The organism is Vibrio sp. B181a, assembly GCF_030248375.1.
Taxonomy (GTDB): Bacteria; Pseudomonadota; Gammaproteobacteria; order Enterobacterales; family Vibrionaceae; genus Vibrio; species Vibrio campbellii.
In genome coordinates this window covers 285,073-300,901 of sequence record NZ_JAHGAD010000020.1, presented here as the reverse complement: position 1 = coordinate 300,901, position 15,829 = coordinate 285,073, and the positions used below count along the sequence as shown (strand labels likewise).

Sequence of the window (15,829 nt, the reverse complement as noted above, 5' to 3'; positions counted from 1 at the left end):
TTGCCCCTTACTTCTCTTGCCAGCTATAGACGTATTCTTTGTTTTCAACCTTATCGAGCTCGTCAGAAAACTCGAGTGCGTGGCGCGTGTCAATCATCACTGCCACCTCATCGGTAAACTTCTTCTTATATTCCTGCCCTGCTTTGAACGCTTTCGGGTGAGGACCGTGGGTAAAACCTGCTGGGTGGAAAGTCACCATACCTGCTTCTATGTTGTCACGGCTGAAGAAATCCCCCGCGTGGTAGAACAAGACTTCGTCATAATCGTCATTGTTATGATAGAACGGCACCTTCAGTGCGCCAGGGTCGCTCTCGATTGGACGAGGTACAAAAGTACACACCACGAATCCTGCACCAACAAAAGTGGTGTGGGCAGAAGGCGGTAAGTGATAACGGTGCGACATCAAAGGACGAATATCACGCCAGTTCACTCTCACCACGGCCAAATCACCGTGCCAACCAATCGCATCAAGTGGGTTGAATGGGTAAGTAATCACGCTGATTTTGTCATGGCGCTTCACATGAACTTGAGTTTGATCTTCTGAGTATTGCGCACGGAACTCATCGTTAATGGAAGGCGTTTCCAAAACCGCCGGGTCGAACACAGCATGATTACCCACCATGCCTTTTTCTGGCAAAGAATAAGCAGCATCGGTGTTTTCAATCATCAGAACAAACATTGGCTCACTTGGTTCTAATCGCCAACTGGTTGAGCGTGGAATCATTACGTAATCACCTTCGCTCACTTTGAGATGACCATAGTCGCAGTAAAGATCTGCCGTACCGTGATGGATGAACAGCAGCTCATCACCATCGGCGTTACGCACCAAGAAGTCCATCTTTTCGTCCATACGCCATACACGGATCTTACAGTTGGCGTTGTGTAGCAGATGCGGCACTGCCCAAGGCGAAATCTGACTCGCCGTTTCGACTAGGTTGAAATCGAACGCACGCGGGCGTAAATAGCCTTCCCACTCAGACCAACCTGTCGGTGCGTGTTGATGATGAAAGTGTGCCGCAGGACCGAAGAATCCACTTCGACCTGCTTCACGTTCGTAAATTGCCTCTTCCGGGAAATCAGCATGTGCTTGCTTGGAGCACACTCCCTCCCGATGAGGGAATGTGATCCATTTATGCATCGCTTAGTACTCCTCGGCGGATTTGGTCTTCTTCAATCGATTCAAACAACGCTTTGAAGTTACCTTCACCAAAGCCTTCGTTGCCTTTACGTTGAATGATTTCAAAAAACACAGGACCAATTACGGTCTGGGTAAAGATTTGCAGCAAGATGCCGTCTTTAGTCGGCGCGCCATCAATAAGGACTTGCAGATCACGCAGTTTGCTGACGTCTTCCCCGTGCCCTTTCACACGCTCGTCGACTTTCTCGTAGTACGTATCCGGTGTTGGCATAAAGTCCATACCGCGATCACGCAATGTTTGAACGGTTTGGTAGATGTCATCGGTGGTCATCGCGATGTGCTGAATACCTTCACCGTTGTATTCACGGATGAACTCTTCAATCTGCGATTTGTCATCAGAAGATTCATTGATTGGAATGCGAATTTTGCCACACGGTGCGGTCATTGCGCGGCTAACAAGCCCAGTCAGCTTACCTTCAATGTCGAAGTAGCGAATCTCGCGGAAGTTACCAATGCGCTCGTAGAATCCTGACCACACGTCCATGTTGCCTTGCTTCACGTTATGGGTCAGATGGTCGATTTCGTACATACCAACGTCTGCTTTCGCTAAGCGCTCTTCTGCATCATCGTAGAAACGGAAGTCGACATCATAAATGCTTTGTTTGCCATAACGGTCAACGAAGTAAAGAAGGCTCTCACCAATGCCGTAAATTGCCGGGATGCTCAGCTCCATAGGGCCGATTTCCGTTTTGTACTCTTCGCCACCGTTATCCAGTGCTTGCTTGAGTGCTACGTTCGCGTCTTTCACACGAAAAGCCATGCCACAGACTGAAGGACCGTGAACTTTAGCAAAGCCTTCTGCCTGACTGTGCGGCTGGGCGTTAACGATAAAGCTGATGTCACCTTGTCGGTACAGCCAAGCCTCTTTAGAACGGTGTTTTGCAATCTCTGCAAAACCCAACGATACAAACAGCGCTTTCAGTTGTTCAATACCTTCACTGTCCGCCGCTGTGTATTCCACAAATTCGAATCCATCCGTGCCTAATGGGTTGTAGGTGTCCACCATGACTTTCTCCTTATGTCATTGTTGTGTTTGAACATACGTTCTCGTTCGATATTTCTAACTTGGCGCAGGAGGAGAAAAATTGGAATACATGAGTGGAAATCTGGCTTTGCGCAGTTTTAAACTTCGATTGTAAAATTTATGTTACAGCACATTCAATTAACGCAAACGTTTACCAAAATCATAAGTAAAGTAAGTTATATCAATGCATTATCATATCCAATATCAATTTACACGCCGACCCACGATGTAAACAGTTTGTTACCGCGGTGATTTTTGTGGGCAGTAACGCGCATTTATCATTCAAACAACGTCAAGATAAGGATATTTATATGGAATGGCTGACGATAAGTGTTAGTATCATTTTTTAATCACAATACTGGCAATAGTTATGGCACGCCGAACTCACGAAGATACCCAAATCACGATCAACACCATTCTCGATGTCGCAACAGAGCAGCTGATTACACTTGGCTACGAGAAAATGTCTTATACGACGTTGAGCGATCAAACGGGGATATCGAGGACGGGAATAAGCCACCATTTTGCTAAGAAGGTCGACATTCCGAGAGCACTACAAGGTAGATTGCTTAAGATGATGATGGATAAGCTCGACCTTTCTAACAATGAAGCTGCGTTTATCGCCAGTTGGAAACATCATTTTGATGATGCTGAGTTTATGGCAATTTGGCGCTTGGCATTGTTGATGACAGTTTGTGAACATCACACCCCCTACCTCTGCGACTTTCAACGTCAGGTAGAGGCTGTTGCTGCCTACAAGTTAAATAAAGACTGTAAACACATTATCGAATGGTTGATAGGATTAACTCTGCTCTCTCTTCATAAAGCTCAATAGCAATCACTCTCTCCAAGTAAGAGTGCACATACAAACTTTTTGTTTTGGGCTCAGAAAACAGAGAATGAAAGCAATAAAAATTAAAGCGACCGAACCCTTTTCAGAGTTCGGTCTATCCAGAAAGGCAGTGCGAAAGGACATGAATAAACAGAGATTGTATTAACCCACATGTGTGATATTGCTTCAATAAGTGAAAAACAAATTACAATCGACTCGACATATATAGTGCTAACTTTTCATCAATTACAAAAATAGCTCGAGCCTGTACATAAATACATCATTGCCATCACGAAACCAGCGGCTTTCCACGCTCACATTAGTTCGTAATAAGCTCATTTCAAATACAGCCCTCTTACCTCTCCCTTGTTCCACTACCACCCACTGTTCATTTCATGTTTTTCGAGGTTTTACTTTCGTGACCGCCGCATCAGATCCGGTAATTGACAGGTCAGAAGAATGTCAGGCAGAGGTGTTTTTTGATTCAAGACAGTTTTCGCACAAACTAGGTGTGTAATAAGAGGTGTTCTGTTCCCTTTCGGGCTCGCGCTTTATATCGCTGCGATCTCGACCAAGAAAGAAAGAGACATCCAAATGACACAAATTAATCAAGAACGTCTAGTTGAACATTTCTGCCAACTGGTTCGCATCGACAGCGAATCTATGAATGAAAAACAAATTGCAGAAACTCTGGCTGAGCAACTGGGCGAACTAGGCTTTACGGTTCACAAGCTACCAGTACCAGAACACATCTCTAATGGCTTCAACGTGTATGCACGTTTAGAAGGTAAGAAAGAAGGCTCTATCCTAATGAGCTGCCACATGGATACAGTAACGCCTGGTATCGGCATTGAGCCAATCATCGAAGATGGCATTATTCGCTCTAAAGGCAATACAATCCTTGGCGGTGATGACAAGTCTGGCATTGCGGCAATCATGGAGGCGGTTCGCTGCATCCAAGCTGAGAACCTAGAGCACAAAACATTAGAGCTCGCTTTCACTGTACATGAAGAAGGCGGTCTGTTCGGATCTGAGTACTTCGACATGACGCACGTAACGTCTAAAGAAGCGATCGTACTGGACACAGGCGGTCCTATCGGCACTATCGTGACAGCAGCACCTGGTCAGCAAAAAATCGTTGCAACAATCAAAGGTCGCCCAGCACACGCAGGTCTAGCACCTGAAGAAGGCATCAGTGCAATAATGGTAGCGGCAGATGCAATCAACCAGATGAAGCTACTTCGTATCGACGAAGAAACCACAGCAAACATCGGCATGGTAAACGGCGGTCAAGCAACAAACATCGTGATGCCAGAACTGAAGATCGTTGCTGAAGCACGCTCTCTAAACGGTGAGAAACTAGAGGCGCAAGTGAACCACATGATCTCTACCTTCGAGTCGGTATGTGAAAAACACGGCGCAGACGTTGAAATCGAATCAAGCCGCGCGTACGACGCATTTGTTATCGAAGAAGGCAACTCTCACGTCTCAGCAATCAAAGCGGCATTTGCTGACATGGGCATCGATGCATTCACAAAAGGCACTGGTGGCGGTAGCGACGCAAACAACTTCAACAAGAAGGGTCTAACAACGGTAAACCTTTCTACTGGTATGGCAAAAGTACACACCACTGAAGAATTCATTGCCGTTGACGACATGGTGAAAATCACGAAATTCGTTAAGCACTTCCTAGTGAAATAATATAGAGAATAAAGCGCAACTAACGCTGAATTTGAAACGATAACACTGTCCCCTTCTTGCCTTGTGCATGAAGGGGATTTTTTTGTTTCCGTAGAGTAACGCCCTACTTTTCTTGCCAACCTAAGCCACTAAAAAACGTTTATCCCTCAGAACAATATGACGTACGCATACATAGAAAACGTCATTTTGTATAGATAGATAAAAGCGAATTTGGACATAAGATACCAATCTAATCTCACCACTGGATCAAAGGTGGAAGCAAAATCACAAGCAGTATTCTTGCTATCTATTTCGATACCGAATCCCATCAGATAATCAAATTCGTAAGCAACTCTCATCAAGATCGCTTATGCAACTCCCCATATCGTGCTGAGTTTCTGGCGGCACACGAATGTCTATTCAATTGGCAAAAGTAGAGTCTAATATGAAGAAAAATACGCTCGCTTGGCTGATCTCCTCTTTCCTAGGAAGCACAGCCACTTTCGCATACGCGAACCACGATCTGACACTGGTCGAAATCGGGAATCAAACCTTTGAACGCATTGAAATGCTCAAGCAATTGGCAGACAAAGGCGAAGGAACGTTTCAACGCGATGGAGAAACCTACCTTGATTTTCAAGGTTATGAATACTGGGTGAACTTCGATGGCTATCCAAAGTTCCCTTTCCTATCTGGTGATCAAGACCAAGCCTACCGTAATGTCGTAGACTTCGTCGGCCCTGATTGGGAATTCATCATGTACAACGGCGGCTTTTACCTGATTCACAAAGAGTTTGGTGTGATGAACCGCGACGACACTGGTTGTTACGTTGAATACATTCCTGCTGCCCGAGGCTCTAAAGGTCCAAATGGCGAATACATTTGGCAGTCAGAGATGATTCAAAACATCGAGGCTTCTGACTGTGGTGACCTATCTGTGCCAAGCATCAATGCATTGAACGTAGCCAGCGTTTCTGATCAAGGTGTCCAATTAAAATGGGCAGCGCAAAACGCGAATGACAATGTGGTTCTGACATTGACTGAATCAGGCACTGAGCCTACTCGTTATGAAAACGTACAATCAGGTTTATTCATCGGCAGCCTGAAACCAAACACTCGGTACACCGCTGAGCTTTCGTCATGTAATGCGATAGATTGCCTCGAGCCACAAAAGATTGAGTTTACGACCAGTACCGCACGCCTTGGCTACGCGGACGAATTGCCGCTAGAAAATCACTTGAATGGCGATTTGACTGGTTCTATCCATTTCGCTCAAACCCATACTACCACCGCCCCGAATCAAAACGATGTGAACCTGTTCCCTGACTTGGTGATCGACCGTGAAGCCTTGCTCCTATTCACGCCAGAAGACAAAGCCGTTCAACAAGTTTGGGTAGAAGTGAGCTTTGAAGGCACTGTAATCACTCGCCTCCCAATGCTTCCACCAAGCGCGCTTGCGGCTTCTGATCAGCCAGATAATGGACGTTCTAAAGTGGTGTTCTCCCATCACGCTTGGTCACTGCCACTGCAATGGGATTGGATGAAGCCAGGCTTATCGCTGCGCTTAACCGCTAACACCGATCGCCAAGGAGACTTAGCTGCCAATGAACTTGTCTTTGGCGGCGCACCGGAGCTTATCATTCAAAACATCGACATGGGTATGCTCACCGCGCCGCGTGATGGCAACACCATGATCAAAAACATGGCAAAGCTGAGCGCCGATTACTTCCAGAAAATCCCAGCATCTAAACTGGTGATGGCGGATTACACAGCCGCTTACTTCCCGAAAGTAACGTTGCCAAACGGTAAGGTTTACACCACAAGCTCCGATGGTGAAGGTGGCTGGCACGGCGGCGACATGCGTGAAGCCATTGGTAAAGCACTGGTATCTACAGGTGTGAATAATGCGAACGTCGGCATTGTCGATAGTGCTGGCTATTCGCAAGCTTACAATAAACGCTTCAACCACATTACTGCGCACACCAACCGCGGCGTGTACACCAATGGCATTATTGATCATGGCGGCAGTGGCGGCGGTGGCATCGTGACATTAACGGCGACAACTGGTAACGAATGGTCGCACGAGCTGGGGCATAACTACGGTCTTGGTCACTACCCTTGGTATGCTTCTACGCACGATTTGGAATCTGGCTGGGGTTGGGATGCTCTGCATCGCCGCTTTATTGGTAACTTACACTGGACAGGTGAAGCCACGACTAACGATGTGGGTGGTGAAGTGGTACCACCATTTGCGGGTGAATTCCGCTTTATGCGTGACGCTCAAGCCGGTGGTGAAGCCGCACTATTAGGCACCATTAGTCATTACACGTTAGAGCACCCTTCTCAGTCTCGCCGTGTACAAACTTGGCTCAATAACGGCTTTAACGTCGATTTAAACAGTTCAACTGGTTATGTTCGTTGGAATCAAGAAAGCCAAAGTTACGAAGAAGCACAAACCGACACGCCAGTACCTAGCGCGGCAGGCGTGCCTGTTGTCACTATGTTGGGCATTTACGATCCGCGTAACGAACTTGCAAGCCAAGTTTACCCGCTAATTTACTCCAACTACGGCAACGTGTTTGAGCTGCCTTCTGCACCAGACGTAACTTATCATCCGGAGGGTTGGCAAGCAGTGTCTTCTTTATCTGACGAGCAAATTGAACAAGATTTGTGGCAGACGATGAAGGTCAACAACCAGCAGGCTCGTATTTGTCAGTTCAGCTACACAGCAATCAACGGCGAAAGTGCAAACTTCGTTGGTACAGTCAGTGCGGATATGACTCGTTGTGAAAGCAGCGAAGACATGTACTGGAACATCAATGGTCAACGTGAGCGCATGATTTCTCAAGATCATGACTACTCGCTGCTGTCTAAATACGGTGAAGGTGCTGTGACTTACACGCCGAACACTGAAATTGGCGAAGTGCCACTTTGCGTACTTGATAAACCTGGCACGAGCCATGATGGTGCAGGCTACTTTACCTCTTCCCATTGCCAGCAGTTTAGTGGCGTGAAACACAACAACGGAGCAGATTGGCGTTACGCGCGACATCAAGGTGGAATGTATCAGCCAAGTATGATCTCTCAACGTAGCTGTGCGGTTACGGTGGAGCGCCAGGATGGGTCAGTACAAAACATTGCGGTTGCAAGTAGCCGATTAAACGACTCACAAAGCAATAAGTTCCACTTTAACCTAGAGCAACTGCCACTGCCGACTCGTGTCACCTTAAGTTGTACTGACGTGAATGGTGAACAAGTGCTAGATAGCTTGATCCCTGATCAAGACCCAGCGATCGATAAGCTTGTTGGTCCTATCTTTGTTGGTCAAGAGCACGGTTACAAACAATACGTTGATGAACAAGTCATGTTTGCCGACAACGCAGCGTTAAACCGCATCGACTTTGGCTTTGTGGCTGACTTCGACAAGTTCGTAGCAGACAACTACGGAGCGGGCGTGCTGAACAATGGTGAGACAAGCGCCGAACGCCGCGCTGGTGCACTTTACGTGCACCCTAACCCAATCACCGGCACTCGCGATTACTTCCTAATGCGTGACATCTCTGCGGCGGATTTTCCAACCAACCAAGCAGACAATGAAGGCTGGAAGTACCTAGGCTCAGCGGAAAACCATGTCCAGTTTGGCTTTAACCCACTGAAAGTCGATCGTAGTAACATCGACAATGCGCAGCGCGTTGCCAGCTACTTCAATCAACCGCAGTTGCTAACTTGGGAACAAGCGAGTTCAACGACATGGGGACAATCTGAGAACGCTATTTTCATTGATACCGATGAAAACGGTGAGCGCCGTTACTTTATGCAAAAACGTCCGGGAGTGAACAGCGCGTTGCCAGCTCAGAACACCTCTAACGCTGATTGGCGCTTTATTGGTAGCGATACGGATATTGAACAGTACATTGCTGAGCTCAACAGTGACCTAGCTAAGTTTGAAGCCGAAATCTTAACGTGGCACAAGCAAGATCGCATGGGAGTTTGGGGCGAAAACAACAACACGGGAACGATAAACGATATTTACGTGTATCACTTCCGTGGTGGTTATCATTACTACCGCCTCATTGACGGCAAATACTGGTACTTCCCTTGGCCAACGGAGGAAAATCCAAATAACGCTGATTGGCAGTACTTAGGGCACTTCTAAGCCCTAATCTATCTAAAGCAGCAAAGATCGATATCAACAAAAAGCCCTCAGAGTCGAGGGCTTTCTTTATTCAGTTCATGCAGCTCTATTTTCGTAAAGTAGAGAGATTTGTTCTTTCAACGAATACAAGAACTCAATATTGGGAGTTTTATCTGTATACAACTCGTACTCAAGCGAGTTGTAAAAATATTCTTTTGCTGATGAACTAAGAACCTTGGCAAACGATAACGACTCTAGCTCTTGCTCTAATGCTTTCGTATTTAAGCTTGTGTAGCCAACGGTATCATCTTGATCAAAGCTAGATTTAACATTACGAACGTAAGCATGACAGTCTTCTATTAACAGTCTCACGCTTTCTATGCGTTGCTCCAGATTCATCAATTGCGAGCCGTTCCACTTAAGCTTCTCTTGCTCAAGTTTCTCTGCAAGCCCGCTTTCTACAAGTTTTGTATTGCTATCCTTGATTCTTAACAGTTCATCGAGAACCTGGAAGTATTCGGACTCTGCCTTAAGTCTCAAGATCTCCAACTCCTTGGAGAACAGTTTTGCTCTGAGTTCGCTTGCCTGATACAGGCCCGAAATCACAGCTTCTTTGCTAACTCCAAACATAAAAACCTACCAAAACATACTTTATTGAAACAGTAGCACATCAAAGCTAAAGACAACCACATCACATAGAAAATGTGCTTCACATTCGCATTAATTTGTTAATTGTAACTCATAATCTTAGTTTGATATTACTACTGACTACGTGCTATCTGAAGGAAAATCACACAGTTATTCTGATAAAAGTATTTACTCACTATCATCAAAAATTTGATCAATATTATAAATTTAGAAATTCAAAATAAATATAGAGCACAAAAATACTATTTTTGTTTTCAAACGCTATTGTCAGACTTTTGACAACTTATCGCTGTTTTTTGAACAGCCAATTTGTACCTAAATCACTAGATGCTTTGGCTTTGGTTACCTATCACGTTAGAATGCGCCCTCTTTTCCTTTTCTAACGCATTCCCATGACTGATGCTGATATCGAGCTGCAACACCTTTGGTTAGAAGTCCAAGCTGAGCGCTGGCAAAACCTCTCACGCTTTTTGTTTAGTTATTACTGCTACAAACACCACCTCGTCAGTAAAACCAATAAAGTGTGTTGGGAAACAGCCCGTGCTTTACTGCCCTGTTCTAAGACGATTAGCGAGCGCAAACATGCGGTTATCGAACCATTGATACCGGAAGATACGGTCGTTGGACTATTAAAAACCATCAGTAAAGATGGCGACATGAGCTTTGAAATGATGACGAGCACACTCGACAAGTTTTTGCGCTATGTTGTGATCAGTAAACAAGAAAAAGCCCGGCTTAAACCCAACATGCCGGCAATCTGGTATCAGCAAGAGAGCAAGCCATTAATGGCACGCTTTGAGCTCGCGGGAATTGTCATTTAAGGTAATGTCCCAAACTACGCAAGCCATCTATCATCGTCGTTTAACATCAAATTTGATGTATCTCGTGCAATAACCAACCGACTAAGATGCATACAATCAGTACTACGCACCGATTAATCTGAGGCACTTTTCTCTCGATGATCATGGACAATCGTAAGTATCAGGTGTGGCACTGTTAACGCGAACAAAACGACAAACACTGTGGGTAACCACTTGTTACCATCAAAATCGTTTGGCAAGAAGAAAAAAAAGCACACAGCGATGATAGCTGCGCTAACCATAGGAATTGCAGATGCCTTGACTAAAAAATACCAAGATAGCCTGTATCTCCTCTTGATATCAAGAGTATGGAGTGGCCCGTGCAACCCACAAAAATAAACGCAGAAATAGTACAGAACTGGTAGTGCATAACTCGTTAAACTCAAAACAACCAACCATGTTATAAGTTCTAAAGATATTTGGCGGAAATCGATGAGTAAAGCAGTTAAACTCAGCAGCCCCAAAATTGACATCGTTAAGACAATATTGCGAGTCGCATCGTGAGGAACGCCAAGTGCACTGAAATACATGGCAACGGAGTTAGGTTGGAATAACGCAGGCATTGCTAAAACGATAATTCCCACCAGTCGCCATCTCTTTGGTGCTATGTTCGTCCAGTCGCAACCGAAGTGGTAGGCAGCTAACGCCAAAAACAAACAAAGGCAAAAAGTTGGAAGCCACAACCAAGTGAACAGGCAGCACACTACTACCAAAAAATAGGCAATACATGCCGTCGCCAAAGTTACTTGCGAAGAACGCTTCTCTACCGTTAGCTTGTTCAACATGATGATATCTAACGCACCATGGGGCAAGCCAAATACCAGAATGGCAATGAGGGGGGTGAGGTCACTAAACGTAAATTCGGAAAAAAGCCCAGATAAGATGGCAGCACCTGAATAAACCGCTCCCAATTGAGTAGCAGATGGTTTTTCGTAAGATATCATCTCATCATTCCGATAGCGGCACTCAAAAACACGCGCTTAGGCATAGAATTTATGACACTGACAATATCAGCAACCGTGGCACGCTCTGTCATAAACCTTGAAAATTGCTCAGGCGATGTACCTCTCGCCATACGGCTAAATATCTCTACAGCCATATCCGGTCGGTTACGCAGTACTTTCAAAAAAACTTTATCAAGCCAGTGGTATCGCCTTGGTGATTTGAAAGGTGTGACTGCGCCACCTTTTATTATTTGTTGGGCAAAGTGTTCACTTGCACGTTGTATTGAAATGAAGGCGTAGCCTGTTGCTGCTCGTATGTTGTGCCCGCGGATCCCAATGGATTGCCAACCTGAGTTACCAGGAGGTTTGCCATGCTGTGAAGTAGAAAGCGCAATATTCTCAGTTGCCATCGGAAGCACACCATGCTCCCACGAGACAATGTCTTCTTTCATCAATCCCATGTTACCGACAATTGATAGAACCTTTTCCTCCAAGCACGTTTTAGACGGTAATTGAGAGGAAAACTGCGTTACTTCGATCAATGCATAATTCACATCAAAAGGCAGGACATAAATAAACTCTATGCCCTGCTCTATCGTTTTCATATCAACCATCAAATCAGCAACATTATCAGAAAATAACGGGCTAGAGCTGCTTACCCAAGCCCCTGAAAAACATTGAAGCATACCATCGGGCATACTTTCGGAAGGCATGTGATGGCGGCTATCAAAACCAATTGTGGCCTCAACTAAATATCCGTCATAACAAGCCGTCACGCATCGATCGTTATGTCCTGTATTTGTGACATCGGCTCCGAACACCAAAGTTACGTTACTAGCGGCCTTAAATGTTTCAAGACAATGAGAAAAAAAGTCAACGGCCTTGATGCAAGAGTATCCCTGGTCACCGGTTGTTACAGCATGTATCGTGTCAGCGATTTTCCAAGAAGCCCAAGTTTTGCTGACGATAGGACGAAGGTACGTTGGTATGTATTCACCCTCCCAGAAACACCATGTCTTGTTGTTATCGACGTATCTTTCCTTTTCTAGCATCACAATGTGACCACGATATCCTTGTTTTAAGAGCGCCATTGCAAGTGAGCATGTTGATAACCCGATACCAAGCATAACAACGTCAGCTTTGAGTGTTACCATCAAATTCGCTCCTAAACTTTTTGTATTCGCTTAAAAGAACCAAAGGCTGGTGAAGGCAAATATCATGTCCTTCAGTCGCTTCGAGAGCACTGGTTGATAGAGCGGACATAGCAACGGCAACTTTGGAAGACGGCGTTACTACTGTTCGGCCTTTCCAGTACTGCAAGCCCCTTTTTCTAAGTTTGACTCCAATTTGCCGGTAAACAGACTCTGCAACAATGATTGCACGACGACTTGGTGGTGGAAGGAATCGATACCCTTGACGAGCACTACTGTAGTATTGGTCTGCAAGCGTCAACAGTCTCACTATCGCATCACTTACTGTGGTTCTCACAGATTCCCGCTCATCCGAGGCAATGTCTTCAGGTGCAATCGGACACCACTGATAAGGTAAATACCGACGCCCCATTTCAGCATCTTCAAGGACGTCTCTGGCAATGTTTGTGAGTTGTAATGCTATCCCCAGATCAATGGCGTAAGGCATCCCTTTATTATCCGCTTTTAAAATCGGGCACATCATCAACCCTACCACGCCAGCAACTCGGTAAGCATATTGGATCAATTCGCATTCACTTTGGATGAGCACCGAGTCAATGTCACTTTGCACGCCTCTCACCAAAGTAAAAGCGTGCATAACCGGAATATCGAGTTGAGATGAAAGCTGGAGGAAATCGTCGACAAACGGCTCATCAGACTTTCCCAACGACAGCTGTCGCTGTACTTCCTCCAAACTTTCGAAAGCCAGCTGTTTATTAGCTGTACTGTCGGCAATATCATCAATACAACGGCAAAAGTAGTACAGCCTAGCGGCTTGCTCCACCTGTTGTTTACTGAGCAAAAAACTGGCAAATCTCCACGTTTTGCCATGATTCGACAAACACTTAAGAGCCGTATTTTCCATGGTTATCTCCAGACAAACGACTAGACAAATTCATACGCGGTTTCGCAGTGTCACTATTTGTCAAAAGGGTGCCGCTCGAACGCCCTCTAGCATCGTCTCCCGTAACTTCAGGGACAATTTTATCCAACACTTTTGCGGAACAAAGAACACCAGGGAGACCGGCTCCTGGATGGCTGCCCGCACCAACGACAAACAGATTTTTTAGCCCTTCTCCTCGGTTATGAAATCTAAAGTAAGCCGATTGTGTGAGGGTGGGCGCTATGGAAAATCCCGCTCCATTTATGCTGTTGTAATCGCACTGAAAGTCACTAGGTGTCATACAAAATTGTTCAACAATACAATCGCTCAGACCTGGCAATAGAGTTTCACTGAGTGCGTTTACGATCTTATCGCTGTACTTATTTTTTACCGTTTCCCAATCAACATTGGACTCTAGGTTAGGTACTGGAGCAAGCACGTAGAAACTATCGCATCCCTCTGGAGCCATATTGGGGTCTGTCGCGGTTGGTCTATGGACATAAAGAGAAAAATCATCAGCTAGAACTTTATCGTGAAAAATGTCATTGAGTAAGCTTTCATAACGCTTCCCCAACCATATAGTGTGGTGAGCGACGTCCTCGTACTTTTGTGTCGTCCCGAAATACAGCACAAAAAGCCCCATCGAGAACTTGGCATGGCGTGACTTGAGTCTGGCCGACAGGGTTTGGTCCTTCTTAGCAATCATCCTTCGGTATAAAAAGGCTGGATCAGCATTCGACACTAACACGTCGCAGGCCATAAGATCACCATTAGAAATCTCGACCCCGGACACTTTTCCATCTTGAGAGACAACACTATTCACTTCAGTATTCAATTGAATATTTATACCGTTTTCGCGCATGAGTTTTTCCAGGCCGTTCACTAATGCGCCCATCCCACCGATGGCAAAGTGCACTCCCCATTTTAATTCTAGGAAGTGAATGAGGTTATAAATACTTGTCGTGTCGAAGGGGTTTCCGCCAACAAGCAAGGGCTGTATAGAAAATGCTTGTCTTAATTTCTCGTGCTCTAAATGCTCACAAACCAATTGCCACACTGTTTTGTAACACCCCAAACGAATCAGGTTAGGTACTTGCCTAATCATTGATAGTGGATTGTGAAAAGGCTCATCCGAGAGCTGTGTAAAGCCAATGTCGAAAATAGATTCGGAGGTAGCTAAAAGATTTTGGTAACCGATTGCATCATTTGGAGAGATTTTTTTTATCTCTTCCAACGTGGCTTCAAGAGTGCCCCCATAATCGAATGTCGTATTATCGTGGAAATAAAAGCGGTACCAAGGTGTCACTGGTACAATCGAAACATACTGGCTAGCCTTTTTACCGAATAGGGCAAACAGTTCCTCAATTAAAAAAGGAGCCGTAATGACGGTTGGACCTGCATCAAAAATGAAACCGTTGCGTTCGAACACCCTGGCACGCCCGCCCAGTTGATCCCCTTTGTCTACCAGAGTTACACTGTAACCTCTAGCGCAAAGTCTTAGCGCAGATGCAATACCGCCAAAACCTGCACCAATGACTATCGCTCTACCTGAGACTTCGGAATGATTATGAGCCACCACATTGCTTCCCCTGTGCCAAGAAAAGTAGTTTTCGTATCACGCCTTGCAGGCTCTCGCTGTGCACAGTCGGCATCAATAACAAATCACGTTCACAGCTTTTGATTAAATAAACAGCCCGAGCTTGAGTGAGCTTGATGGCATCTTCTGGCTTTCTGTCTAACAGATTTAAATTCAAAAGGTTTGGACGACCTCGTGTAGCATCTTCAACACTGTCTTTGATGTCATCTAATATTTGATATGCGATTGCCAGACTGGATGCCGCATGCCTAGCTGTTGGAATTTCATTCAACCTGCCACTGCTGATTAATGGTAATTCAAGCGACAGAGCGAGTAGCGGACCTGCCTTTTTTTCAGCAATGGATTCGTAGTTTTGGGGACTTATGTGTTCTTTCGCCGTCAGGTCGGCATTTTGCCCTTCTACCGTGACCGAAACGGCATTTTGTGTAGCCTCGAGGAGCTGCGGCAAAACGTTCGGGGAAGAAATATTAGCCAGAATACCGAATGCTCTCGCTATAAGATAATCTCCGGTACATATGGCCACATTGGTCCCGAATTTAACCCAAACAGCACTCTGGCCACGCCTCAATGAATCACCATCTTGTATGTCATCGTGTATAAGCGAAGCGTTGTGCAACAACTCAACGGCGGAGGCTAATCTCATGGCATCTTCATCATTAACTCCCAGGCACAATGATGTATCTAAACAGACGCGCATTCTAATACGGCTTCCACCTGTCATTAAATGATAATAAGCGGGTTGGTTGCCAGATACGGCGGACAAAAGGAACTCCTCGCAATCTTGGTAGGTATCCCTTTTTTGACTGGCTTTACTTCGAGAAGAACTGCTCATTGTCAA

12 protein-coding genes are annotated in these 15,829 nt (G+C 45.5%); 4 read left to right on the top strand and 8 right to left on the bottom strand.

What is annotated here, in order from left to right; genetic code table 11:
* Window positions 1–7: 7 nt before the first annotated feature.
* Window positions 8–1,138 carry a homogentisate 1,2-dioxygenase gene (locus tag KIO97_RS10485; protein ID WP_285382398.1) on the bottom strand — a complete coding sequence of 377 codons (1,131 nt, stop codon included), beginning with the start codon at window positions 1,136–1,138 and terminating at the stop codon, window positions 8–10.
* Complete coding sequence (gene hppD / locus KIO97_RS10480; protein ID WP_005427851.1) at window positions 1,131–2,204, bottom strand: 4-hydroxyphenylpyruvate dioxygenase; 1,074 nt, start codon at window positions 2,202–2,204, stop codon at window positions 1,131–1,133. Before hppD ends, KIO97_RS10485 begins: the two co-directional genes overlap by 8 nt.
* A 388-nt stretch (window positions 2,205–2,592) precedes the next feature.
* On the opposite strand from hppD, the gene KIO97_RS10475 reads away from it, so the two are divergent.
* From KIO97_RS10475 to KIO97_RS10465, 3 genes are all read left to right on the top strand, one after another.
* Window positions 2,593–3,057 (top strand): TetR family transcriptional regulator, encoded by a 465-nt coding sequence (locus KIO97_RS10475; RefSeq protein WP_285382396.1) that lies wholly within the window; start codon window positions 2,593–2,595, stop codon window positions 3,055–3,057.
* Window positions 3,058–3,648: 591 nt separating this feature from the next.
* Window positions 3,649–4,755, top strand: a complete 1,107-nt coding sequence (locus KIO97_RS10470; protein WP_285382394.1) for a M20/M25/M40 family metallo-hydrolase — start codon at window positions 3,649–3,651, stop codon at window positions 4,753–4,755.
* A gap of 424 nt (window positions 4,756–5,179) precedes the next feature.
* Window positions 5,180–8,890 (top strand): M66 family metalloprotease, encoded by a 3,711-nt coding sequence (locus KIO97_RS10465; RefSeq protein WP_285382392.1) that lies wholly within the window; start codon window positions 5,180–5,182, stop codon window positions 8,888–8,890.
* A gap of 75 nt (window positions 8,891–8,965) precedes the next feature.
* On the opposite strand, the gene KIO97_RS10460 is transcribed toward KIO97_RS10465, so the two are convergent.
* Window positions 8,966–9,499 (bottom strand): hypothetical protein, encoded by a 534-nt coding sequence (locus KIO97_RS10460; protein WP_045418517.1) that lies wholly within the window; start codon window positions 9,497–9,499, stop codon window positions 8,966–8,968.
* A gap of 410 nt (window positions 9,500–9,909) precedes the next feature.
* Between KIO97_RS10460 and KIO97_RS10455 the strand changes: the two genes are divergently transcribed.
* Window positions 9,910–10,338, top strand: coding sequence for a hypothetical protein (locus KIO97_RS10455; protein ID WP_285382390.1), 429 nt, complete (start codon window positions 9,910–9,912; stop codon window positions 10,336–10,338).
* Window positions 10,339–10,451: 113 nt separating this feature from the next.
* Here the strand turns inward: KIO97_RS10455 and KIO97_RS10450 are convergent, their stop codons facing one another.
* The 5 genes from KIO97_RS10450 to KIO97_RS10430 are packed head-to-tail and all read right to left on the bottom strand — an operon-like array spanning window position 10,452 to window position 15,823.
* Entirely contained in the window at window positions 10,452–11,321 is an 870-nt protein-coding gene (locus KIO97_RS10450; RefSeq protein ID WP_012127879.1) for a Brp/Blh family beta-carotene 15,15'-dioxygenase, read from the bottom strand.
* Window positions 11,318–12,475, bottom strand: coding sequence for a lycopene cyclase family protein (locus KIO97_RS10445; RefSeq protein ID WP_285382389.1), 1,158 nt, complete (start codon window positions 12,473–12,475; stop codon window positions 11,318–11,320). The genes KIO97_RS10450 and KIO97_RS10445 overlap by 4 nt, the downstream gene beginning before the upstream one ends.
* Window positions 12,456–13,376, bottom strand: a complete 921-nt coding sequence (locus KIO97_RS10440; protein WP_285382387.1) for a phytoene/squalene synthase family protein — start codon at window positions 13,374–13,376, stop codon at window positions 12,456–12,458. The genes KIO97_RS10445 and KIO97_RS10440 overlap by 20 nt, the downstream gene beginning before the upstream one ends.
* The gene (gene crtI / locus KIO97_RS10435) at window positions 13,357–14,970 is read right to left on the bottom strand and encodes a phytoene desaturase family protein (protein ID WP_285382385.1); all 1,614 of its coding nucleotides are present in this window, start codon (window positions 14,968–14,970) and stop codon (window positions 13,357–13,359) included. Before crtI ends, KIO97_RS10440 begins: the two co-directional genes overlap by 20 nt.
* Entirely contained in the window at window positions 14,960–15,823 is an 864-nt protein-coding gene (locus tag KIO97_RS10430) for a polyprenyl synthetase family protein (protein ID WP_285382383.1), read from the bottom strand. Before KIO97_RS10430 ends, crtI begins: the two co-directional genes overlap by 11 nt.
* Between the last annotated feature and the right edge of the window lie 6 nt (window positions 15,824–15,829).